We start from the raw sequence: 21,912 nt of genomic DNA, 5'->3' as shown, positions 1-21,912 counted from the left end.
TGAAACCAGGGCGCAGCACTGGCTTGCCCTGCATCTGCTAGCCTTTACAGCCTTGTTTATCCGAAAATTCAACCAAAATCAAAAACTCTAAACAGCTTCGTACTTAACTTGCAACCATCAATCAAAAACAATTAACCAATTTTCTATTTTTTAAACCCTCAAAACCTTTATGAAAAAGCTATTATTATTTGTTGCCGCATTTTTCACTTTTTCTTTTGCCCAAGCACAAGATGGACTGAAACTAGGCTTGAAAGCTGGGGTGAACCTAAGCAATTTTGCCGGTGACGGTGCTGATGCAGATTATAAATTCGGTGGCCATGGTGGTCTGTTCGCCAATTTCGGGATTTCAGAAATGGTGTCAATTCAACCCGAGTTACTTTTCACTATGAAAGGTGCGCAGGAAAAGGAAGGTGACATTACTACTAAAGTAAAACTAAACTACATTGATGTACCAGTACTAGCACACATTAATGCTGATGGCCTATTTTTTGAATTAGGCCCAACTTTATCGTTTAACGTCTCTTCAAAAGTGACAATGAACGATGAAGACGGAAATGAAATTTCTGGAGATTTTGATGGAGTAAATTCAGTTGACTTTGGGTATGCCGCAGGTATAGGCTATCAGCTACAGAATGGCATCAGCATTGGCCTTCGTTACAATGGCGGGTTGTCTGATATTGCAGAAAATTCAAAAACCAGAAATTCTAACTTCTTATTATCTGTAGGTTACACATTTACCAGATAATCCGTCTTTTCTTATAAACAAAAAGGGCTCCCACACAAATGGGAGCCTTTTTTGTTACCCTCCAAGTAAGGGTAATCTCCTTTACTTTAACAAGTAAAATAAATAGAAATTTATCTTTTTCTAAGTCAATACCTTATCTGAACAACATCTGTTTCTTAGCTGCAATACCTATGCAGAACAAGAACCTTTCTAGCTATAGCCGTATATAGGGTTGTTTTAAACGCCATATAATAAATGGCAATGTTTTACATTACCAAATGAAACAATGAAAAAGATTGTATTATTCATAGCAGCTGCTTTTTCTATCAGCTTTGCTCAAGCACAAAACGGGCCTAGAGTTGGGATCAAAGCCGGGGTAAGCTACTCTAATCTCTCAGGTGATCTGGACAACCAGGACATCTATGACAACAAGTTTGGGTTTACAGGTGGCCTTACCGCTAACTTTCCCCTCACCAGTGACGGCTTCCTGTCTATTCAGCCAGAGCTCCTTTATACTCAAAAGGGATATCAGTACAGTGATGAAAAGTTCAGTAGGGCTGGAGTTGATTATAAGTACAAAGGTGATGTAAACTTCAACTACCTGGAGCTCCCTGTGCTACTTAGAGTAAATGCCGGAGGTTTGTTCTTTGAAGGCGGGCCTCAGCTGTCTTACCTGTTAGGGGTAAGAAACAACACGGAGATCCAGGTTGGCGGCAATAAGTATGAAGATAAAGACGTAATTGACAAAGACGATCTTTCTGAGCTGGAAATTGGCTATGCGGCCGGTATTGGCTACCAGTTGCAGAATGGCCTCAGCTTAGGCTTACGTTACAACGGCAGCATCAACAGTCTGGCCAAAGAAGACAAGGATGAGTTGACCAACGCCCGCCATTCAGCCTTCTTATTAACGGTTGGCTTCCTTCTTCCCAGCGGAATATAAGGCACCGTTCATTTTGCACCCATTATTCTGGAGGCCGCTCATGGAGCGGCCTCTTTTTTTTAGCGGTGCAGTCAACCCCAGGGGCAGGCCGCTGTTTTTGGGCTGTTTTCTGAAAAACAGCCCAAAAACAGCAAATTCCCAAAACCAGCTGTTCCCAAATAAGTCCCCCTCATATAGAGGCATTTACAAAAGAACAAAACCAAATAAATAGCAGCCACACCTCTCTTTTGTAAAAACAGGCACAGTCTTTGAAATAAAGTTCCCACCAATGGAACTAATTTAACTCATAACATTATGAAAAAGCTATTCATCTTAGTGGCCGCCGTAGTAGCGTCTTATGCCGCACAGGCGCAATCAAGTTTCGGGATAAAAGGAGGCGTGAATTACTCCAACCTTTCTGGTGATTTAAAAGAGGAGTCACGTTTTAACAATAAGCTGGGCTTTCATGCCGGCCTGTACCTGAATGCACCTATTGTGGGCGACTTCTTCTCTATTCAGCCCGAAGTGCTTTACTCAAACAAAGGGTTCAAGTATGATGACAAAGTCATTGCCACGCCGCTGGGCGAAACCCGCTATGAAGGCTCCGCCAACTTCAACTACATAGATATTCCGGTGTTGGCCCGTGTCAAAGCCGGCCCGCTTTTCTTTGAGGCGGGTCCGCAGGCATCTTACCTGCTCAGCATCAATGACAAGACCAAGAAATATATTGACGGTGAACTGGTCACCAGTGAAACCAGCACCAAGAGCAAAGACAACTACTCAGATTTTGAAATTGGTTATGCCGCAGGCGTGGGTTTTGCCACCTCCGGCGGAATCACCCTAGGCTTGCGCTACAACGGCGCCTTCACTGACTTCACAGAAAAAGTGAACATGAACAATGAAGACTTCAAAGACGCCCGCCATTCTTTGTTTCAGCTATCTGTGGGGTTCCCTATCAGCAGATAGAGCTGGCCCACGCCCACTGGTAATAAAAAACCCCGTTGCCCAAAGAGCAACGGGGTTTCTGTTTTAAGGCTGTTTTTCTGAAAACAGCCTTAAAACAGAAACTACGCCTGCGCCTGGTGCAGCTGCGCAAAGTGCTGGTAGAACCTGGGAATGGTTTCTATACCTTTCATGAAGTTGAAAATGCCATAGTGCTCATTGGGCGAGTGAATGGCATCAGAGTCCAGCCCGAAGCCCATCAGCACCGTATCCAGCCCCAGCTCAGACTTGAACATGGCCACAATAGGAATACTGCCCCCGCTGCGCACCGGCACCGGCTTTTTGCCAAACGTATCTTCCATGGCCTTGGCCGCCGCCTGGTATCCCGCCGACGTGGTAGGCGTCACCACCGGTTCTCCGCCATGGTGCGGTTTCACCACTACTTTCACGCTAGGCGGGGCAATAGACTCAAAATGCTTCTGAAACAATGCACTGATCTCCTCATGGCTCTGGTGCGGCACCAGGCGCATAGAAATCTTGGCATACGCTTTAGACGGAATCACCGTCTTGGCTCCCTCACCCGTGTACCCGCCCCAGATACCGTTCACATCCAGTGTTGGTCTAATAGAATTGCGCTCCATGGTCACATAGCCTTCCTCGCCGTGCACATCAGGTAAATCAAGGGCTTTTTTATAAGCCTCCAGGCTGAACGGCGCCCGCGCCATCTCGGCCCGCTCCTCCTGGCTCAGTTCCTCTACGTCATCATAGAAACCGGGAATGGTGATGTGGTTGTTCTCATCATGCAAGGAGGCAATCATCTTGCAGAGAATGTTGATGGGGTTGGCCACCGCCCCGCCGTACAGCCCGGAGTGCAGATCCCGGTTGGGCCCTGTCACCTCCACCTCATGGTAGCTGAGGCCACGCAGGCCGGTAGTGACAGACGGGATGTCATTGGCCAGCATACCCGTGTCTGAGATCACAATCACATCGGCTTTCAGCCGATCTTTGTTCTCTTTCACAAAAGTGGCCAGGTTCACAGAGCCTACTTCCTCTTCGCCCTCAATCATGAACTTCACGTTGCACGGCAGCGCCTGGTGCTGCATCATGGCCTCAAAAGCTTTCACGTGCATATAGGTCTGGCCTTTGTCATCACAGGCCCCGCGGGCATAGATTTTTTCATCTTTGATCACCGGCTCAAACGGCGGCGAGTCCCACAGTTCATAGGGGTCAGCGGGCTGCACGTCATAGTGGCCGTACACCAGAACCGTGGGCAGTGCGGGGTCTATGATTTTTTCGGCATACACAATAGGGTTGCCGGCGGTCTCAAACAACTGGGCGTTTTCAGCTCCGGCCTGCGCCAGCTTCTCCCTCAGGAAGTCAGCGGCTTTTAGTACATCGCCTTTAAAAGCAGGGTCAGCACTCACAGACGGGATACGCAGCAGGTCCAGCAGTTCCTGAATGAAACGGTCTTTATTCTCTTCTATGTAAGCGTTCATAGCAGATGGTTTGGTGAGAGGTGTGTAGAATAAAAAAGCCACCCTGAGCAGGAATGGCTTCTGTTGAAACATTTATTTTTTGCCGAAGAGGTAAATCTTGCTTTCCACGCCCTGCAGCAGACGGGTAATGTTCTTGCGGTGCGTCCAGATTACCATTAGGGCAATTAAGATAGCAAAGACAAAGAGCATGGGCTCCTCTGGCCTGAAAGAGGGCAGCAACAGAAGAAGAGGAAAGCAAACGGCCGCGGTCATAGAACTTAACGACACATAGTGGGTGATGAGCAGCACTACCAGAAAGATACCCAGGCAGATCAGGGCGGCCGTCAAATGCACGCCCAGCACCATGCCCATGAGCGTGGCCACGCCCTTGCCTCCTTTAAAACCCACGTACACCGGAAAGATATGCCCTACCACCGCCACCGCACCCAAGATAATCTTGAACAGGATCAACTGGTCAGGGGTGACAGCCCCCCACTGCACCAGCAGATATGCCAAGGAAGTAGCTGCCCAGCCTTTAAAGATATCTACAGCCATGACCAGCGCCCCCGGTTTTTTGCCCAGCACCCTAAACGTGTTGGTGGCCCCCGCGTTCCCGCTGCCGTGCTGGCGCACGTCAATACCGTAGAACTTTTTGCCTACCCACACGGCCGTAGGCACGGCCCCTATCAGGTAAGCCGCCAAGACAACTCCTGCAATGATCATCCACTCCATAGAACTCTTCTGGTTAACGGTTTGGTTTAGCGGCAGATGATACTGAAACAGCCCGCTGCGCCATAAAATGAGTTTTCAAATATAGGAAAAAGCCTCTACCTACGCCCCTCCTGCTTACGCAGATCCCTTAAAAAGAAAACCCGTTTTTGCTGTTTTCTGAAAAACAGGCCAAAAACGGGTTCCTCTGGCTTTCAGTGGAAAGACTAGCCACCAACGGGCGGTCAGTTCCCCACCTGAATATCTGGTGGGGTCTCTTCCTCCTCCTTTTTCTTCTTCTTTTTCTTCTCCTTCTTGCCCTCCTCCGGCTCTGCCACCGGAATGTCTGGGGCCGGGGCTACTTCCTCCTTCTTCTTTTTGTCTTTTTTGCTGTTCTTCTCAGAAGCAGCCTCAGTGGCCGGGGCAGCTACCGGAATGTCAGCGGCGGGCTGGGCCTCCTCTTTTTTCTTCTTCTCCTTCTTAGACTTTTCAGCCGGTGCTTCCTCTGCCGGAGGGGTGTCAAAGCCGGGAGGCATGGCGTCTGTTGCTTCGTCTTTCTTGTTCTTTTTGCTCTTCTTGGCTTTTTTACCAGAGGCCTCTTCCTCATCTGCTGAGGCAAAGGTGTCAATGGTAGGCTGCACCACTTCTTTTACCGGCCCTTTGCCCAGGTAGGTCTTCCGGAAGTAGTTCACAAACTCCATCTTCTCCACCTGCTCTACCGGGTAGAAGTTATACGAGCCGGAGCCCGGGCCACCTTTTGACTTGTTGGCAATAATGCTGTTGAAATCCCCATCGGCGGCAGCCAGGCCTAACCCTCCCTCATAGAAGTTCAGGTAGTACCAGGAGTAAGGCGTTGGCTCCAGGTACAGAGACACCACATCACCGCTGGCACCGCGCTTGATCTCTATGTACCCGTTCATTTTGGCGTTAATGTCTGTCTTGCCAATGCCCGCCACACTAAGCGGCCCCACGCTGTACCAGGCGTTGGTCTGCGGCGACCACTTCAGTTTCACATCATTGAGCACCAGGGAGTGCACCAGCTTAGATGAAACCTGCGCAAACGGCACATAGGTACTGGCCGTTTTGGCTTTAAAATCTTCTACCCCTTTGTCACCAATGAAGGCGGCCAGTTTGTACGGCAGCGTGGGGCTGTTCAAATCAACCGCCTCAGGTGCTCCCTCTGCGTTCTTAGCCACAATCTTGGCCATGCTCTCAACAGCCTGCGCCGGCACATCAAAGTTAAAGGCCATAAAGGTGTCTAGCTGGTACAGGCTGCTATCTGTACGCCCAGAGCCGCTCCCCGCCACCTGCAGGTCAAAGCCTTTTACCGGCTCAATCAACTTGAACTTGCCCTCATAGGTCACCTCTTTGGTGGCATCATTGTATTTGAGCACGTTACCGGTGTACGAATTGCCGTAGGCCCGGCCTTCATCTCCCAGCTTGAATTTCTTTTCTTCTTTGTTGAAAGAGAGCAAACCTTCTACCTCAAACACGTCCAGGTCAGTGTCATCTTGCTTCTTGGTCACAAAGGTGTTGTAGATCTTGCCGGTGGCGGTGCTTACGTGAATACCGGTTTTTAACGGGGTACCGTCTGCCAGCTTAGGATCTTTGATCTCCAACCGCACGTCTTCGGGGTTCAGGCCATCACGTTTGTACGGAAACCAGTCAGAGCTTTCATTGCCGCTGAACAGCAGCTTGGCGTGCCCGTCAAAGTTCAGCAGCTTCTGGTTAGACATCAATTTGATGTCACCGTAGTACCGCACGTTGGGCAAGATGAACAGGGTGTCTGTCTCTTTCACCGTGGCTGAGGCCAGGAAATACGGCGTGGCGGCCTCTCCTTTTTTCTCAGCTTTCTTGTCTTGCGCAGGCTGGTTCCAGGCAAAGTTGTCAAACTTGATGTTGTAGGCCTCTGAGGCTGAGTTGGTGAACTTGTAGATGGCGTTTCCGGTCAGGCCGAACGCATTGTCAAGATGCACTTCGCCGCGCACCATCTGGTGGTGCTTCTGCACGGAGTCCATGGCAATGCCCGCGTTCTGGAAGGTCTTTAGTTTGGCATCCTTTAAAATATGCACCTGGTTGCTGTCTGGGATTAGGTAGCTGTCCCCCACCGGAATATAAGGTACGCCTGAGGCTACCAAAGTGAAATCGCTCAAGTCATACACCGCCCCGGTAGCTTTGAACCGCAAGGAATCAGGCCCAGATTTCATGGAGTAGAAGTAGGAGGTGTTGAGGTCTTCGTTTCCGCTGGAAAGGGTAAGTTTCTTGGTTTTGAAATCCCAACGGCCACCCCCCAGCGAAGACTTGTACTGGGCCAGCGGGAAGACAGTGCTGGCAAAGCCTTTCCGCTCTGGCGCATACTGGGCATAGCCGTCATCCAGGTAAAAGTCCAGGAACACGTCATAGGTGGTGAGCGCCGGCACTTTTTTGTCTGAAGAATTCACCTCCATAGAAGCCCGGTTCCCGTGAATCAGCCCCTTCTTGAACATAAAGAGCGGTGATTTAATGGCCACCTCCTTGCTTTCGGCCACGCCGTCACCAAACAGCGCAGACGGGGTAAAGCCCAGCATCCCTTTATAGGTAAAGCGGTCATTGAACATGCTCATGAGCTCTTTGCCTTTAGAATGCACTTCCAGCGTATCACGGTACGGCCACCAGTCCATTCTGAAGCTCTTGAACGACCCGCTTGGATAGGACCCCTGCGCCACAGAACCTGCCTTGAAACTACCTTTGGTTCCCACCTCGGTCACGGCTGAGTCTACAAAGAACACAAACCCCGGCGAATGCATGGTGGCGGTTTGGTAGGTAAGAACCCCTTTGCCGCGCAGGCCTTTGGTGTTCATGGTAACAGTGTCATTGAAGTGGCCCTTGCCGCCATACACGGCAAAGCCATTCTTGGGCACCACATACTCAAAGCCCAGCGCACCGTCTGGCTGAATAGAAAGTTTAGTATCAAACGGGGGGAAGATACCGCCCGAATAGAAGGTACCGTTAAAGCCAATGGCACTTTTGGCGCTGGTGATGCTGTCAATCTTAAACGGCGGTATGCTGAAATACACACTGGTATCATACACGCCGCCCAGAATCTCAGGCTTGTTAAAGTAGACCGTAGCCCCAGAAACCGCATCTAATGAAGGGTATCCCGGCACTTTTTTACGCCCTGATTTATTGTCTGGCCTATTCAGGTACAATTTGGCCTTCCCTTGTCCGCCGCGGTTTACCAGGGTAAAAGGCGTTTCCTTTACTTTCCCGTCTTTGTCTTTTGACTGGGTGGTCAATACAGTTGAATCAATCTTAGCCAGGTCTACAAAGAAGCCGTCATAGTCAAACACGAACTCCTGCCCCTTAAAGGTGAAGTTGGCTGACTTGACCCGGCCGTTGAACAGGATATTCCGGTTCTTTTGGATCCTGACGATCTGGCTGTCTGGCTCAGCAATGACAGAGGAGTCACCAGTAAAGGCAAATTTCTTTACCCCTCTCAGCAGCAGCTCCCCGGTAGTCATGTCAAGGGTGGCGTTTTTACCGGCCGGCGACAAGGCGTTCAGGTGAATGTAGTCATAGTCTCTCTTGTCACGGGAGGCATCTACGTGGTGGTACGCCTTCTCTTTCAGGTACACGTAGCCCGTGCTGGGATCATAGTCTACATAGTTGCCCTGCACCAGGGTGGTGAGGGCGTTGTGCAGGGTCTCAGGCCTGATTTTAGTCTCTTCTGCCATCTCCAGCATGTAGAAAGAGCGCTTGCCCAATTTAGTGCCGTAGCCCACCACCGCATACAGCGGATGGAAGTTGGAGATGGTTTTGATCTGCTGGAAACGGGTCTCTGTAAAATATTCTTTAGAGTTCACCTGCGCCGGCACCTGGTTTTTAGCCGTTAGAATGGCAAAGTCAATCTGGGGCTTCTGAATGTTCCAGACTGCCATGTCAGTGGCCAACTCTACCTGGTTGTATGAGTGGTAATAGGGGGTAGTCTTGTAGACCCCGTCTGCGTTGAGCAGCACCAGGCGTTTGGCGTCTTTGTTGTACTTGAACTTAACGCCCGGGTGGGTGATGGAATCCTGCCCCTGCAGGAGGGTGATAGACGTCACGGGCGCGGTGATGAGGCTGTCACTGATGGTGTAGTTGCGGGAGGAGGCCCTGAATTTCTTCTCAGCACCGTCCAGCACCCAGATGGTAGACGGGCTTCCGTCTAAGGCGGCACTCATGAGCGTGCTCCCGCTCAAAGACATACCGCCCGTGTACTGAATGTCTGCGCCAAACCGCTTGATTTTGGCATCATTGGTATGGGAAATAAACCGCGGATACGCTTTCTCGCCTTTGGCATTGGGCCGAACCATCTTGTACTCCAGGTTTCCCCTGATGCTGTTGTCCAACACCGCCGGGAAAGTCAGGGTCACATCTTCGGCTTTGAAGCCGGCTTTGCTCACATCAATGGCTAATCCTTTAAACTCTGCCGTGGCATCACCGCCTAACGTGTTCCAGACATATTTCCCGCCCTGGCCCACAAACAGTTTGCCGTCTAAAGACATGGCCCCGGTGGTACCTTTAATGGTCACCGAGTCAAACGGGGTGGTAAAAAACAGATCTGCCCCGTTTAACACCACCACCGGCCCCGCCAACACCGGTAGCGGATCTGCCATGTACTCAAACTTTGGCACCACTGGGGCCGCCTCTTCTTTGGGAATGGGCGTACCGGTGGGCTTGGCCGGTACTTTCTCTTTTGTGGGCGTGGCAGCTTTGGCAGACTTGCTGGCCGTGGTCTTTTTAGGAACGGTTTTCTTCTTAGGCTTTTCCCACGCCGCCCACGGGTCGTCTTCGGCGGCTACTGCTTTGGGGGCTTCCCAGTCATCCCAAGGGTCGGCTTTTTTGGGAGCCGCTTTTTTGGGTGCTGTTTTAGCAGCCGCGGGTTTTGCAGCCGCAGGTTTCTCTGGGGCCGGCGCTTCTTTCGCAACCTCAGGCTCCTCGCCCCAGCCGGCACCGGCGGCCCCGGCAATAGCGGTACCGTCGCGGTATTCAAAGGCAAAGCTGCCGCCCAGCACCCGCAGCCCGTTGGTGGGGCCCTTAAACAGGGTTTTGGAATCCAGGAACTGGTGGGCATTGGTCAGAAACTTCTCATACACTTTGGCATCCTGCTTTTGCAGGGTCTGCTCAGCCACGTTCAGGAACTGGTCCAAAGTACCTCCCGTGTACTGGTGCACATTTACGCCACTGGCCAGCGCCCCAAAGAAATGCTCAAAATGCGGACGGGACTTCAGTTTCCTCTTCAGCATTTGCTGAGTCAGGTCCATCACCTTGGTTTTCTGGGGGGCACTTACCTTGCCGCTGTTCCAGGCGGTTTCCAGACCGTTGGCTACCTGTATGGCGGCCTCATTCTTGGTGCCAGCCATCATGGCCTTCACGTCTGTAATAAACTGCTGCTGATCCTCTGCGGCTATCTTATAGCTCTGGGCAAACCCTGCACCCCAACCCAGCAAGAGAAATAAGAATAGAGTAAAGTGCTTCATATGTTGTAAGATACCGTTTATCAGGCGTTTTTTCTAAAAACCGCTGAAACCCAGTTGTTTTTGGATCGCATGCTTTCAAACGCAAGCCCCTGCTCCTCGGCTTTCGCCTGAATGGCAGGGAGGTCTTCTGTGTAAAAGCCGCTCAGCACCAGGGGCCCTTGCGGCAGCAGCAGACGGCTGTACTCTGGCATGTCTTCCAGCAGCACATTGCGGTTGATGTTCGCCAGCACCAGGTCAAAGGGGGCTTCAGCGGCCAAGACCGCGGCATCACCTAATTTCACCTCCAGGGTAGAGCAGCCATTCCGCGCCGCGTTTTCTTTGGCGTTCTCTACCGTCCAGTCTTCAATGTCAACAGCCAAAACATTTTGCGCGCCCAGCTGTTCTGCCATGATGGCCAGGATACCTGTGCCGCACCCCATGTCTAATACGCGCTTGCCTACGTGATTCAGGGTTAATTGGTTCTCAATCATGAGCGTGGTGGTCTCATGGTGCCCGGTGCCGAAAGACATTTTTGGGGTAATTACCACGTCATAGGTGACTCCCTCTGGTTTAGGGTGAAAATCTGCCCGCACGCTCACCTGCCCTGAAATCAGCAACGGCTCAAAGTTCTTCTCCCACTCCTCGTTCCAGTTCTGCTTGGCAATGGTTTTCACCTCATAGGGGAACGCACCGGCAAACTTATACCGCTCCAGCACCTCCTGCACGGCTTCTTCTGAGAACTGGTCTTCATAAATGTAGGCCTGAAACCCGGTGTCAGTCTCCTGAAAGGTGTCAAACCCCAGCTCGCCCAGTTCTGCAATGAGAATGTCTGCGTAGTCTGGGGCGGCAGTAACGGTAACTTCAATAAAATCCATAGGTGAAAGAATGAAGGAGCCACCTGGTCTGGCAGATGGCTCCAAGTTTAAATTGAACGAAATTACAGAAGAAGAAGTACGTTTTAGGCCTGTTTTCTGAAAAAGAGGCCTAAAACGTAAATGCATGGAGGGAGATGGCAATAGATTCAGCAGAAATCAGGGGGAGCGTATGCTGGAAAAAGCTCTCAGGGGGAGAGTATTGCCGTTTAGGCAACTGTGAATTCTTAGAGCCTGTTTCCATTTGTCTTTTGCGCTGCAAACGGGCCTCAATAGAACCTGCCCTCGCGGTTGCCTCGCCCCATAACGCTGCTACGCCGCACTAAAAACGGGATAGAAGAACCTTTTGCTCCCCGTTCTCGCCTGCAAAAGCAAAAAGTAAAGAAGCTCTTAAATGAAAGCTGTTTTAGGCCTGTTTTTCAGAAAACAGGTCCAAAACAGCTTTCATCTCTTACTCACCGTCTTCATCTGGCAGAATCTCCACGTCCTGTACCAGCACCAGCTTCTCTATTTCCCTACCTCTGGGGGTGTTGGCAAGTCCGCCCAGGGCGGTTTCTTTGTACTTGGTTTCCATGCTCTGGCCCACTTCGCCCAGAGCCAGCACACACTGGTCTACCGGAATCACCGGGTTCACCCCGGCAATGGCAATCTGGGCGCTGGAGAAGGCAATGGCGGCGGCACTGGCGTTGCGCACAATGCACGGCACCTCCACCAGTCCCGCCACCGGGTCACAGATCAAACCCAGCATGCACTGAATGGTAATGGCCACGGCGGCAAAAGTCTGCTCAACCGTACCGCCCAGGCAATAGACAATGGCCCCGGCCCCCATGGCAGCCGCACTGCCGGTTTCGGCCTGGCAACCGCCCACGGCTCCGGCCAAAGAAGCGTTCTGCTCAATGATCAAAGCAATACCGGCGGCTACCAGCAGTCCTTCATGAATTTTCCGGTCATCCAGTGTATGCAGGTCCTGAATGGTGGTGAGGATCCCGGGCAGAATGCCTGAAGCCCCCGCGGTAGGCGCCGCTACCACCCGGCCCATGCAGGAATTCACCTCCTTGGCCCCCAGGGCGCGGCTGATCAACTGCTGAAACTCTGGTGACAGCACGGTCACCGGGGCCGCGGCTACTTTCTTGGCGCCGTTGTTCACCATGCCGGAGCGGGAGGTCATGTCTTGGGTGAGGCCGGTTTGCACGGCGTCACGCATAACCTCATAGGCGCGGGCCAGGCCAGCCCATATTTCTTCCTCAGTGCGCCCCTTCTGTTCTATCTCATAGCCCAGCACGGGGCGGTACAGCGGTTCCCCCGTTGCGGTGCAGTGCTGTTCCCAGCTCCTGAAATCATTAAAGAGCAATGCCATCTTGTTTATACGAATGTTAGTTTTAGCAATAGGCGCACCAAGGTGCCCCTCTGGTTCTTCCTTACGCGTTTAAGGTTGCGCAGGAGCAATTAACCTTTAAATTTACAGGAAAGATCTGGGCTTCTGCTACACCCTCTCCCCCACCTGATAAAGAAAAAAACCCGGGGTTAGTTCCAGCGCCTGTTTCTGGCTTACTTTTCTGAAAACAGCTCCAAAACACAACCCATGCTGGCGTCACTGCTTCAACAAGTGCCCTATTTCACCCCAGATGACATTGCCGCCTTTGTGCCGCTGTGGCATAAAAAGGTGACGGTGAGCCGGGGCGATTTCCTGGTCAGGGAGGGGCAGGTGGAGCAGCACCTGTACTTTGTGCTGAGTGGCGCCTTCTGGCTCTATTACCCCACCCCGGCAGAGAACATCTGCGTGGGTTTTGCCTACCCCAACACGCTGGTCACGGCGTTCCCTTCACTGGTGACGCAGCAGCCGTCTACGTACTGCATTCAGGCGCTGCGCAAGGCTGAGCTGCTGGCCATCACTAAATCTGATTTTGACACAATTCAGGAAAAACGGCCGGTATTTGGCAAATTCTGGCGGCTGGAGCTGGAGAAGGCACTCATGGGAAAGATGGAGCGCGAGATTGACCTGCAGCTCCTTACTCCTGAGCAGCGGCTGCAACGCTTACTGGCCCGAAGCCCGCACATCTTTCAGCTGGTGCCCCGCAAGTACATTGCCTCGTACCTGCGCATGACCCCAGAGACGCTGAGCCGTATTCTGTAAATCTTGATTCTGGTCAAGGTTTGCCGTTGCCCCGCCCGCTACCTTTGCCCGCAAGAAAACGACAAGCACATATGGACACCTCTACCCTTCTCTCACAGCTCCAGACGCAGGTACAGGCGCTACAAGGCACTGTTTCAACAGAGTTCCTGACATTGGAAGACGCCGCACTCCACTTCAAGCCCCACGCCACCGGCTGGAGCATCTTGGAGTGCCTGGAGCACCTGAACCGCTACAGCCGCTTTTACCTTCCGTATTTAGAAAAAGCCGTGGCGGCCGCTCCCGCGCTTTCTGAGCCCCAGCCCGTGCGGTATTCCTGGCTGGGCAGGAAGTCGCTGGATTTGGTCAACCCCGGCAACGTGAAGAAGCACAAGACGCTTCAACACATGAACCCGCGCCACAGCACTCTTTCCCCAGAGGTCCTTCCTGAGTTTCTGCAACACCAGGAAAAGCTGCTATATCTATTAACCGCTGCAGCCAAAGCCGATCTCAATCAGAAAACCATACCGGTAGAGTTCTTCCGGCTCCTGAAGCTGCGCACCGGCGAGGCTTTCGCGTTTGTGGTTCTGCACCAGCAGCGCCACGTACGGCAGGCCCAGCGGGCACTGGCACAGGTGCCTGTTGGTTTGGTGGCGTGATGGTGTTACAGAACCGCGGTTAAAACCATCACCAAATTTCTCCTTTCAGGGGAACAGGCTCTTCGTATGCAGAAGCCTCTCTGCTTTTAACAGCGGGGCAGCCACTCAGCGTCGGGTAGGTTGGCCGTAGCAGGGAACGCGGTTCTGGGATAACTCCGTCACTGCCGCAAGCGTCTGTTTGTACCTGTTATCAGCTCAGGTCCTGTTTTGGAGCTGTTTTTCTTAAAACAGCTCCAAAACGCAAAACTTATCTGCTCAAGATCACAGAGGCAACCGCACGTCTACCACTTCCCGCTCCCAGGTCTCCAGGTGCACCCGCCAGAGTTCATGGGCGTTGGTGTTGGTAATCCAGAGATACCCTTGGTGCACCAGCACATCATTGGGTTCCTCCAGCCCGGAGACTATGGTTTTGATGCGTTGCCTTTCCAGGTCCAGAAACTTAATCTTCCCGTTGTAAGTGTCTGCCAGAAATAAATTCCCGGCATGCGCGGCAATGCCCAGACAGTGCTGCAGGTAAGCCTCATCAAAATCGCCGTCTTCATCTCCAAACTCAAACAGGCCGCGGCCTATGAGGGTGGTCACGGTGCCTTGGCACAGGTCAACGGCCCGCACGGCGCTGGCCTCTGGGTCTGCCACATAGAGCGTGTGGTTGATAAGGGCGAGCCCGCTGGGTTGATTAAAAGCGGCATCAGGGAGGGGGCCGTCTGCGAGGGCTTCGCGGCCGGTGCCCGCAAAGCGGAAGACTTTCTCAGTGGCCAGGTCCAGACGCAGGAGCTGGTGGTTGCCGGCGCTGGCAATGTAGAGCTGGTCTTCTACCACGGCCAGGTCCCAGGGGCTGTTGGGGTTCACCGGCACACCCACCTGCTCATAGAAGAAATAATAGCTCAACTCCCCGGTTCCGGCAACGGTGGTTACTTGCCGGGTGGCAAGGTTTACTTTTCTGATGGCATTGTTCTTGGCATCTGCCACGTACAGAAACTGGCCGTGCAGCGCCAACCCGTGCGGCTCATTAAATTGGGCTTCGGCGTAGCCGCCGTTGGTGAACCCCTGCCGACCGCTGCCAATGACCGCCACCACCTGCCCCTGAGGTGTGAGCCTGAGCAGGCGGTGGTGCCCGCTGTCTGCGAGGTACAGGTGGCTGGTGTCATCTGCCATGAGTTTAGAGGGAAAGCGTAAAGGGGCTTCTACTGGTTTTTCTTTGATGAAAGGCAGCGGGTCCCGGTTCAAACGATCTCCAAACGTCTGGATCAGTTCCTCCAGATACGGTTTGATAATGTCATAGATCCCTTCGCCTGACTTCTGCCCCACCACCTTGCCGTTGGGGTCAATGAGCACCACCGTTGGCCACGCGTTGACCGCGTACTGCTTCCAGACCTCAAAGTCGGCGTCATTGACCACGGGGTGGGAAATCCCAAATTTAAGGATGGCCTGCCGTATGGCAGCCGTTCGTTTTTCAGCGTCAAACTTGGCTGAGTGCACGCCAATGACCACCAGTTCAGTGGGGTACTCCTGCTCCAGGCGCTTCAGGTCTGGCAGCAGGTGCTGGCAGTTAATACACCCAAAGGTCCAGAAATCCAGCAGTACAACCTTCCCCCTGAAGTCTTTGAGCGTGTAGTCCCGGTCTGTGTTGAGCCAGCCGTGGCGGGTGTTGATCTCAGGGGCATTGACGCGTCCGGTAAGCATGCGTTTAAAGTGGTATATGTGTATTCAATTAATCTTTTCAGAAACCAGATAACTAGCAGAATTCTGTCTACCAACTATTGCGTTGAAACCTTATTTTTGTACGGTCCCTTCTTCTATCAAAAACATTCTTTCAGATTTCCTGATTTAATACTCATTTTATATCCTATATGTTCCTGAGCTGGCATTTCATAAGGTTTTCAAAGCAGATTCTTCTAGGGCTGGCTTTCCCATTCCTGCCGTTCTTACCGTGTTGGGGCCAGGAAACTACGGCCAAAGATGATTATACCGTCTCTTACAGACAATTGGGGCCAGACAGTGTGGTGTTCTATTATGAGGCAGGGTGGCACTTAGTGAAACCGCAGTGCGCTGTGACGTACCGCTACACCAGGTTAACCCCAGACGGCTTTTTCACCGGTGCCGTGAAAGACCTCTCCAGAGACAGTGTGGTTACGTTCACCGGCAACTATGAAAACAGGAAGAAAGAGGGCCTGTTTTCAGGTTACCACCATAGAACCGGCCTCCCGGCCTTTAGCGGCCACTATGCAGACAATAAGAGGCAAGGGCTTTGGTATTACTGGTATGAAAACGGGAAGCCACAGATCACCCTAAGGTTTTCCCAGGACTCCGTCTATGTCTTAGAAGCCTGGGACCGGGACGGAAAGCAAACAGTAGCCAACGGAAACGGGACAGTAAAGATTGAGAACTTTGATATCATAGAAGGCAAGGTCAAGAACGGGTTAATGGAGGGCAATTGGCTATACCACAGAAGAGACGGGTACGTCTACTTTCAGGAAAAATTCAAAGAGGGTAAATTTACCAAAGGCACCTCCCCCAGAGACACCTACCAGGACAAGACCCGGTTCAGGTTTTTGCAAGAGCCAGATCAGGTGCTCAAAGGCGAAACATTTCTATTCAGCCCCAATTGTGTAGTGGTCAAGCCCAGGGACAAGCGTGCCATCAAGGTTCCTGGGTATAGGGGCGGGAATGAAAACCTCAACAAAGAAATAGTTGCCCAGATCAGAAACCGGCCCCGCAGTGCAGAAGAAACTCTTTTCACGGGCATTGTCAACATCAATTTTGAGGTGAATACGCAAGGCGAGGTAGTCAACATTCACCCTTCCAACTCCTTTGGCACCCCACCGCCTTCTCTGGTTGAACACCTTAAAAAAATAGTGGCCAGCACTGGAAAATGGCAGCCTGCCCTGGTAGACCAACAGCCCAGCAGGTATTCTATGCAGCTGCATGTCTCCTTTAAAGAAAACAGCTTTTATGCGGAGACAAGGTTTTTCGCCCCACTTGAAGAGGGAAAATAGCATTCTGTTTTAGGGCTACTTTTAGGAAAACAGCCCCAAAACAGCACCTTCCGCAATAGCCCCAGGCAAAACTGCCACACCCGCCGGCAAGCCACCGCCTCTCCCGTAAGAACCGCTCGGCTGTACAACATGCCCGGCCCCGGCGCTTTGTTCCCAAGGCAATGGACCGGCCGCGGGCGGAAGGGGGGGGGAATCTGCAAAATATGGTGAAGGATAACTAGACCACTGTTTGCGCGTACAAACGGAAGTTCTACTCACCAGACCACGTTTGTTATGACACAGATTCCTACCTTCAATCTCCTTGAGTCACTGCGCCACCTAGCGCTAGTGCCTTGCCTATGGTTCGCCTTACTGCCAGCCCCGGCCCTGGCGCAGGTGACGTCAGACACGCTGCAGACCACGGTGACGTTAACTGAACCAGATACCACCAAGGCCGGGGTGCCTGTCTCTACGCTTGACCCTGCCTTACAGAAAGGGGCGCTGCGCAAAAGGCTTATTGCCCCCGCCATCTTTGTTGGGGTGGGCCTGCTTATGATTGACAACGGCCTGTATGACCGGCAAGACTTCAGATATGACTTCAGAACCAAGCCGTTCCCTAATTTTAAATCAGATGTTGATGACTTCCTGATCTTCGCACCGGCGGCCGGGCTGTTGGTGTTTGATATTTTCTCGTCTCAGAACCGGCACGATGTCACGCGCCAGGTGGGGCTGCTGGCGGGATCAGCGGCGCTGGCCTCTGCCCTGCTGTGGCCTCTGAAAAAAGTGACGGCAGTGCCCCGCCCCAACGAGGAGAACAGCTACTCCTTTCCTTCCGGCCACACTACGTACGCCTTTGTGGTAGCCACCATGGTGAGCCGCGAGTTCAGGGGGAAAAGCAAATGGATTGGCATTGCCAGTTACACCACCGCCGGGGTTACCGGTATGATGCGGGTGCTCAATGACGCCCACTGGTTCTCAGATGTACTGGCGGGTGCCGGCGTAGGCATACTGTCTACCAACCTGGTGTACCTGGCGCATGACCGCTGGTTCAAGAACAGAGGCTTCAACGCACAAGTGGTGCCAACTGTGATGTTTAACGGCACGCCGGGGGTGGCCATGGTAATTCCGTTGAACTAACATATACACTGTTTCCTGTTTTAGGGCTACTTTTGGGAAAACAGCCCTAAAACAGGAAATCAACTTAAGGGCATGTTTACATGTTGTCATTATTGTTGAAGCGGGGCAAAGGGAGGTTCTCCAGATGAGTTTTTTTTCTGGGAGCAGTGGCTACCAGGCAAAAAATGCGGCAAGGCAGGTTCCTGGCGGGACCTTGGCAGCACGAAAGACTTATTTTAAACAGGCTCTACGCACAAAACCGGTTACAGTAACCCGGGTTCCCCTATTTTGATGATGCTCCTAACCGACGCAGCTACCCTATAACAAAGAAGACCGTGGCGCTAACCAAGTTTATCACAACGCATCTCCTCTGGGTTTCTTTCACCTTGGGGGCCGTGGCCCAGAACCAGGCCACAGACACCTCTGCAGTTGTTGCCGCCAGAGAAGTGACGGCTACACCCGCCGCCCAAGACAGTCAGTCTAAGACGGGGAGGTTTATAAAAAGGGCGGTAGTTCCCTCTGTTATTCTCATTGCAGCCGGTATCTCCACCATAAGAGACAACGGGTTTTACAGCAGCTATGACGCCAGCCGTGATGCACGCCGGGCATTCCCCAACTTCCAGACCAAGGCAGACGATTATCTGTTTTTTGTGCCCATTGTTGGCTTGTACAGCTTTAACCTCTTCTCGTCACAGAACAAGCATGACATCAGAAGGCAAACGGGGTTGCTGCTGGCTTCGGGGTTGTTGACTACGGCCATGACCTATCCTATCAAGATCTCAACGGGGGTTGAGCGGCCTAACGGCGAACCAAGGGCCTTCCCTTCGGGCCATACCTCGTATGCCTTTACCATTGCCACCATTGTAGACAAAGAGTTCAGAGACAAGAGCCCCTGGATCAGCGTGGGGAGCTACACCATTGCCTCGGCCACGGGGGTCATGCGCGTTCTGAACAATGAACACTGGATGTCTGATGTGCTGGCCGGTGCCGGCATAGGCATTCTCTCTGTCAATGCCGTATATTTTGTGCATGACCGTATCATGCGGAACAAAGGCCTGAACGCCACCCTCGCCCCCACCGTTCTCCCCAACGGCGAACTGGGAATGGGATTCGCCCTTCAGTTTTAGATTGTTGGTTGTGAATGCGCAATTTTTGCTGTAGTCTGCGTGTTCACCGCAATGCCCGCCAGGTGCCTATGTGCCTGCCGCCTTTGCCGGGCAAAGCAAGCAAGTATTTACCTTCATCACTTAATGCTTTTGCAGTGCTGTTCACAAGCTCAAGCCGAACACGGTAGAACCTTACACTGCCAGTTGAGTTTACCACCTTAAAACGAAAAACCAGCTCTACGCAAGAGGAAAAGCGGCAAAGCCGAAACTACTCCCAGAAAGGCACCATTCGCGATAAACCAGTCCCCATGAAAATTCTCTCTGCCGCCCAAACCCGAGACGCTGATGCCTACACCATTGCCCAGGAACCCATCTCCTCCCTGGACTTGATGGAGCGGGCGGCTACGGCGCTGGTGCAGTGGCTGGAGCAGCATTTCCAGCGGGAGCGGCCTTTCTATATTTTCTGCGGCCCCGGCAACAACGGCGGCGATGGCTTGGCTGTTGCCCGTTTGCTGCACCAGCGGGCGTATGATGTCTATGTTTTCCTAACCGGTCCGGAGCAAAACCGCTCTGCAGACTTTACCCAAAACTTAGAGCGGCTCCCAGAAGAAATCTCACAAGCCAACCTACAGTCTCCAGAAGATTTCCCTGCCTTGTCTACCCAGGCAGTGGTGCTAGACGCCCTATTTGGCTCTGGGCTGACACGGCCCTTAGAGGGAATCTACGCGCAGTTGGTTGCGCACCTCAACTCAGGCAGTGCCACGGTAGTGGCCGTTGACATTCCTTCAGGTCTGTTTGCAGATGAACCTACCCCACCCGGGAGCCAGGTGGTGCAGGCTGCGTACACCGTTTCTTTTGAACAGCCTAAGCTGGCGTTTCTGCTCCCAGCCTCTGGCACCTATGTGGGGGAGTGGCAGGTGGTTCCTATTGGGCTGCACCCGGGCTTCTTACAGCAAGTGACCTCTCCTTATGCCTTGGTGACCCTCCATAAGATAAAACAGCTCCTACGCCCCCGGCTAAAGTTCTCCCACAAGGGCACCTTTGGCCATGCCTTGTTAATTGGCGGAAGCTATGGCAAGATGGGGGCCGCCACCTTGGCCGCACAGGCTGCCCTGCGGGCGGGGCTGGGGCTGCTGACAGTACAAGTACCTCAGGCAGGATACCCCATTCTACAGACGGCGGTGCCCGAAGCCATGGCCCTCATTGACGCCCATGAATTTCACTTTTCTACCTTTCCTTCAGATCTGAAGAAATATGACTGCCTGGGCATTGGCCCGGGCCTAGGGCAGGCAGAGGAGTCAAGGGTGGCCATGGAACTGCTTTTCAGAAACCCGTTGCCACCCTTGGTTCTGGATGCAGATGCGCTCAACCTGCTGGCCGCAGACAGAATGCTGTTAACAAACCTTCCCGCAGACAGTATTCTCACACCGCACCCCAAAGAGTTTGAGCGGTTGGTGGGGCCCGCCAAAAATGATTTCCACCGGCTGCAGCTGCTGCACAGCTTCTGCCGGGAACACCAGTGTTTTGTAGTACTCAAAGGCGCCCATACATGTATTGGCACGCCCAGCGGCGAATTCTACTTTAACAGCACCGGCAATGCGGGCATGGCCACCGGCGGTACAGGAGATGTGCTCACGGGAATTTTGACGGGGCTGCGGGCGCAGGGATATTCAGCGCTGGAGACGTGTCTGCTGGGTGTGTACCTGCACGGCCTGGCAGGTGATGTGGCCGCCGAGAAAGAGGGGCAGACTTCCCTTATTGCCTCAGACCTTTACAGATATTTGGGGGCAGCCTTCCAGCGGGTGCTGCAGCAGGAAAAGTAGTATTCCTGTTTTCGGCCTGTTTTCAGAAAAACAGGCCAGAAACGCCTTTTGGTTACAGCACCAGCCACACCAGCAGGAACTGGACAAGCATCATGCCATCAGCTAGAATGAGGAAGTAGTAAGGTGAACGGGTTTCATGGGCATACCAAACCACCAGTGCCGCCCCAACCCCAGAAAGCCCCAAGGCCAGCCGCTCCGGAACAGACAGCCCGGCGGGCAGCAACAGCGCGAACAAGAACAGTGACAGCAATGCCAGCCGCTTGGTCTGTTCTATCCCAAATTTTACCGGGAAAGTCACAGTACCGGTGAGCGCGTCTTTTTGCACATCTCTGATATCAAATACCAGCGTCAGCGCGAAGATGAACAGAAAGCGGCGTGCAAACAACACCAAACTGTTAGTGGAGAACAGATCCTGCCCTGCTTCCATGAGGGGCAGTTGCACCGTGATGGCTGACCATACATAAGCAATCAGGAATACTTTCAGGAGCGGGATGTCTCTCAGGGGAATGTAGTTTTCCCGGTCTGGGATAACAGGTACAGAATAAAGCCCCGCCACTACCACCAGGTGCAGGAGGAACCAGAAGTTGAGGTCAAAGAGGCTGGTCCAATACAGGGTAAAGGTACAAAGGGCACTGGCCAGGGCCACAGACATCAAGACCAGCCGGTTGCTCTGAATCCACTCGGTACGGGGCGTGAGCGGCACGTCCTGGTTGAACTTGTAAGGCAACAGGCTGTCTATGTTATAGACGAACAAGGTGGCGAAGAAGACAATGCCCCCCATGCGCAGTGAGATGGGCATCTGGTTCAGCAGATAGGTCTCCCACACCAGCCCCGTTGCGCAAACAGAGATGAACACGTTACTGTACAGAATAAAATTAAGGGTGTTCAGGGCAAACCGCATGCAAATCTTCTGTCTGGAGAGAACGCCTCTACCTAGGCAAAATACGGCTGTAAACTATATAGGTGCAACAATATTTTAAACAAGGGGTATTTTTCTTGCGTCTCC

The 21,912-nt window shown here is 52.6% G+C and carries 16 protein-coding genes; 9 read left to right on the top strand and 7 right to left on the bottom strand.

Annotated elements, in window-relative coordinates; genetic code table 11:
- Nucleotides 1-169 precede the first annotated feature (169 nt).
- From A8O25_RS12680 to A8O25_RS12670, 3 genes are all read left to right on the top strand, one after another.
- On the top strand, nucleotides 170-745 hold the full coding sequence (locus A8O25_RS12680; protein WP_066835401.1) for a porin family protein: 576 nt from the start codon (nucleotides 170-172) through the stop codon (nucleotides 743-745).
- A gap of 265 nt (nucleotides 746-1,010) precedes the next feature.
- The gene (locus A8O25_RS12675; protein WP_066835398.1) at nucleotides 1,011-1,664 is read left to right on the top strand and encodes a porin family protein; all 654 of its coding nucleotides are present in this window, start codon (nucleotides 1,011-1,013) and stop codon (nucleotides 1,662-1,664) included.
- Between the two features lie 294 nt (nucleotides 1,665-1,958).
- Nucleotides 1,959-2,609 (top strand): porin family protein, encoded by a 651-nt coding sequence (locus A8O25_RS12670; RefSeq protein ID WP_220482976.1) that lies wholly within the window; start codon nucleotides 1,959-1,961, stop codon nucleotides 2,607-2,609.
- A 101-nt stretch (nucleotides 2,610-2,710) separates the two neighbouring features.
- On the opposite strand, the gene A8O25_RS12665 is transcribed toward A8O25_RS12670, so the two are convergent.
- The 5 genes from A8O25_RS12665 to sdaAA all read right to left on the bottom strand — a co-directional run bounded on the left by A8O25_RS12665 (nucleotide 2,711) and on the right by sdaAA (nucleotide 12,474).
- Complete coding sequence (locus A8O25_RS12665) at nucleotides 2,711-4,081, bottom strand: dipeptidase (RefSeq protein ID WP_066835411.1); 1,371 nt, start codon at nucleotides 4,079-4,081, stop codon at nucleotides 2,711-2,713.
- A 72-nt stretch (nucleotides 4,082-4,153) separates the two neighbouring features.
- Nucleotides 4,154-4,792 carry a glycerol-3-phosphate 1-O-acyltransferase PlsY gene (gene plsY / locus A8O25_RS12660; protein ID WP_066835397.1) on the bottom strand — a complete coding sequence of 213 codons (639 nt, stop codon included), beginning with the start codon at nucleotides 4,790-4,792 and terminating at the stop codon, nucleotides 4,154-4,156.
- Nucleotides 4,793-5,013: 221 nt separating this feature from the next.
- A complete protein-coding gene (locus A8O25_RS12655) occupies nucleotides 5,014-10,266 on the bottom strand; it encodes a hypothetical protein (protein WP_066835395.1) in 5,253 nt (1,750 codons plus the stop codon).
- 20 nt (nucleotides 10,267-10,286) lie between these two features.
- A complete protein-coding gene (gene prmA, locus A8O25_RS12650) occupies nucleotides 10,287-11,120 on the bottom strand; it encodes a 50S ribosomal protein L11 methyltransferase (protein ID WP_066835393.1) in 834 nt (277 codons plus the stop codon).
- Nucleotides 11,121-11,568: 448 nt separating this feature from the next.
- Entirely contained in the window at nucleotides 11,569-12,474 is a 906-nt protein-coding gene (gene sdaAA, locus A8O25_RS12645) for an L-serine ammonia-lyase, iron-sulfur-dependent, subunit alpha (RefSeq protein ID WP_066835391.1), read from the bottom strand.
- A 225-nt stretch (nucleotides 12,475-12,699) separates the two neighbouring features.
- On the opposite strand from sdaAA, the gene A8O25_RS12640 reads away from it, so the two are divergent.
- Together A8O25_RS12640 and A8O25_RS12635 are read left to right on the top strand one after the other, a co-directional pair.
- Complete coding sequence (locus tag A8O25_RS12640) at nucleotides 12,700-13,251, top strand: Crp/Fnr family transcriptional regulator (protein WP_082893607.1); 552 nt, start codon at nucleotides 12,700-12,702, stop codon at nucleotides 13,249-13,251.
- 71 nt (nucleotides 13,252-13,322) lie between these two features.
- Complete coding sequence (locus A8O25_RS12635) at nucleotides 13,323-13,886, top strand: DinB family protein (RefSeq protein ID WP_066835389.1); 564 nt, start codon at nucleotides 13,323-13,325, stop codon at nucleotides 13,884-13,886.
- 261 nt (nucleotides 13,887-14,147) lie between these two features.
- Here A8O25_RS12635 and A8O25_RS12630 read toward each other — a convergent pair whose 3' ends face one another.
- Entirely contained in the window at nucleotides 14,148-15,569 is a 1,422-nt protein-coding gene (locus A8O25_RS12630) for a thioredoxin-like domain-containing protein (protein ID WP_066835388.1), read from the bottom strand.
- A 368-nt stretch (nucleotides 15,570-15,937) separates the two neighbouring features.
- Here A8O25_RS12630 and A8O25_RS12625 point away from each other — a divergent pair, with 368 nt between their 5' ends.
- The 4 genes from A8O25_RS12625 (at nucleotide 15,938) to A8O25_RS12610 (ending at nucleotide 20,906) form a co-directional block, all read left to right on the top strand.
- The gene (locus tag A8O25_RS12625) at nucleotides 15,938-16,882 is read left to right on the top strand and encodes a hypothetical protein (protein ID WP_161947744.1); all 945 of its coding nucleotides are present in this window, start codon (nucleotides 15,938-15,940) and stop codon (nucleotides 16,880-16,882) included.
- 273 nt (nucleotides 16,883-17,155) lie between these two features.
- Nucleotides 17,156-17,998, top strand: coding sequence for a phosphatase PAP2 family protein (locus A8O25_RS12620; RefSeq protein ID WP_066835384.1), 843 nt, complete (start codon nucleotides 17,156-17,158; stop codon nucleotides 17,996-17,998).
- A 314-nt stretch (nucleotides 17,999-18,312) separates the two neighbouring features.
- On the top strand, nucleotides 18,313-19,104 hold the full coding sequence (locus tag A8O25_RS12615) for a phosphatase PAP2 family protein (RefSeq protein WP_066835382.1): 792 nt from the start codon (nucleotides 18,313-18,315) through the stop codon (nucleotides 19,102-19,104).
- A gap of 287 nt (nucleotides 19,105-19,391) precedes the next feature.
- Entirely contained in the window at nucleotides 19,392-20,906 is a 1,515-nt protein-coding gene (locus A8O25_RS12610; RefSeq protein WP_066835380.1) for a bifunctional ADP-dependent NAD(P)H-hydrate dehydratase/NAD(P)H-hydrate epimerase, read from the top strand.
- Between the two features lie 52 nt (nucleotides 20,907-20,958).
- Here the strand turns inward: A8O25_RS12610 and A8O25_RS12605 are convergent, their stop codons facing one another.
- On the bottom strand, nucleotides 20,959-21,807 hold the full coding sequence (locus A8O25_RS12605) for a UbiA family prenyltransferase (RefSeq protein ID WP_066835378.1): 849 nt from the start codon (nucleotides 21,805-21,807) through the stop codon (nucleotides 20,959-20,961).
- Nucleotides 21,808-21,912: the final 105 nt, after the last annotated feature.

The organism is Rufibacter ruber, from assembly GCF_001647275.1.
Classification (GTDB): domain Bacteria; phylum Bacteroidota; class Bacteroidia; order Cytophagales; family Hymenobacteraceae; genus Nibribacter; species Nibribacter ruber_C.
Note: the sequence above shows the minus strand (reverse complement) of the source record. Positions and strands in the feature narration are given on the sequence as shown.

Bases quoted from the DNA above. Each gene is read 5' to 3' on its own strand.
- A8O25_RS12680 (WP_066835401.1), top strand. From the start codon at position 170: ATGAAAAAGCTATTATTATTTGTTGCCGCATTTTTCACTTTTTCTTTT.
- A8O25_RS12675 (WP_066835398.1), top strand. From the start codon at position 1,011: ATGAAAAAGATTGTATTATTCATAGCAGCTGCTTTTTCTATCAGCTTT.
- A8O25_RS12670 (WP_220482976.1), top strand. From the start codon at position 1,959: ATGAAAAAGCTATTCATCTTAGTGGCCGCCGTAGTAGCGTCTTATGCC.
- A8O25_RS12665 (WP_066835411.1), bottom strand. From the start codon at position 4,081: ATGAACGCTTACATAGAAGAGAATAAAGACCGTTTCATTCAGGAACTG.
- plsY (WP_066835397.1), bottom strand. From the start codon at position 4,792: ATGGAGTGGATGATCATTGCAGGAGTTGTCTTGGCGGCTTACCTGATA.
- A8O25_RS12655 (WP_066835395.1), bottom strand. From the start codon at position 10,266: ATGAAGCACTTTACTCTATTCTTATTTCTCTTGCTGGGTTGGGGTGCA.
- prmA (WP_066835393.1), bottom strand. From the start codon at position 11,120: ATGGATTTTATTGAAGTTACCGTTACTGCCGCCCCAGACTACGCAGAC.
- sdaAA (WP_066835391.1), bottom strand. From the start codon at position 12,474: ATGGCATTGCTCTTTAATGATTTCAGGAGCTGGGAACAGCACTGCACC.
- A8O25_RS12640 (WP_082893607.1), top strand. From the start codon at position 12,700: ATGCTGGCGTCACTGCTTCAACAAGTGCCCTATTTCACCCCAGATGAC.
- A8O25_RS12635 (WP_066835389.1), top strand. From the start codon at position 13,323: ATGGACACCTCTACCCTTCTCTCACAGCTCCAGACGCAGGTACAGGCG.
- A8O25_RS12630 (WP_066835388.1), bottom strand. From the start codon at position 15,569: ATGCTTACCGGACGCGTCAATGCCCCTGAGATCAACACCCGCCACGGC.
- A8O25_RS12620 (WP_066835384.1), top strand. From the start codon at position 17,156: ATGACACAGATTCCTACCTTCAATCTCCTTGAGTCACTGCGCCACCTA.
- A8O25_RS12610 (WP_066835380.1), top strand. From the start codon at position 19,392: ATGAAAATTCTCTCTGCCGCCCAAACCCGAGACGCTGATGCCTACACC.
- A8O25_RS12605 (WP_066835378.1), bottom strand. From the start codon at position 21,807: ATGCGGTTTGCCCTGAACACCCTTAATTTTATTCTGTACAGTAACGTG.